The organism is Aureimonas sp. ME7, from assembly GCF_903970965.1.
In the GTDB taxonomy this organism is placed as follows: Bacteria; Pseudomonadota; Alphaproteobacteria; order Rhizobiales; family Rhizobiaceae; genus Aureimonas.
This window is the reverse complement of sequence record NZ_CAJCKW010000048.1, coordinates 1-566: the sequence shown is the minus strand read 5'-3', so window position 1 is coordinate 566 and position 566 is coordinate 1. Positions and strand designations below refer to the sequence as shown.

Here is a 566-nt window from a genome sequence, read left to right as displayed (position 1 = left end):
CCGCCGATCGCCAGGTTGGTGACCATGTACATCGGCTGGTGCATGTCGGCGGGCGTGGCCAGGCGGTAGACCTCGGCGCCGTCGACGTACCACACCAGTTCGGTCTTGGTCCAAAGGAGACCGTAAGTGTGCATGCCCGCGCCCGCATCGCCGACCCAGGACGAGATACCGGAATCCGTTCTTACGCCTGAGCTAGACGTATGCATGGTCGTGTAGACTTTGCCGGCGTTGGAGCCGATCTGCTCGAACACGTCGAGCTCCGCTCCACCCTCGCCGTGCGCCGGCAGCAGCCAGAAGGCCGGCCAGGTGCCGGTCTGGGCCGGAACTTCGGCGCGAATCTCGAAATACCCGTATTGCTGCGAGAACTCGCCTCGGCTCGACAGCATGCCGGACGTGTAGTCGTAGCCCGTGCCCGAGGCGACCGTCGGATCGGCCTTCGCGCCGTGGATGGTCAGAACGCCGTTCTCGACCTTGAACGGGTTGACCCCGTATCCGCCGTGGCCTTCCTCCATGTAGTACTGGAGCTCGGCATGGACGTCGTGGGTGCGCCCGCCCGCGCCGTCGTG

At 65.5% G+C, this 566-nt stretch carries 1 protein-coding gene; it reads right to left on the bottom strand.

Features of this window, described 5'->3' with window-relative positions; translation table 11 throughout:
* Nucleotides 1-566, bottom strand: a 566-nt coding sequence (locus H7A85_RS20665) for a glycoside hydrolase family 16 protein (protein ID WP_182422418.1), incomplete at both ends; no start/stop codon positions are given.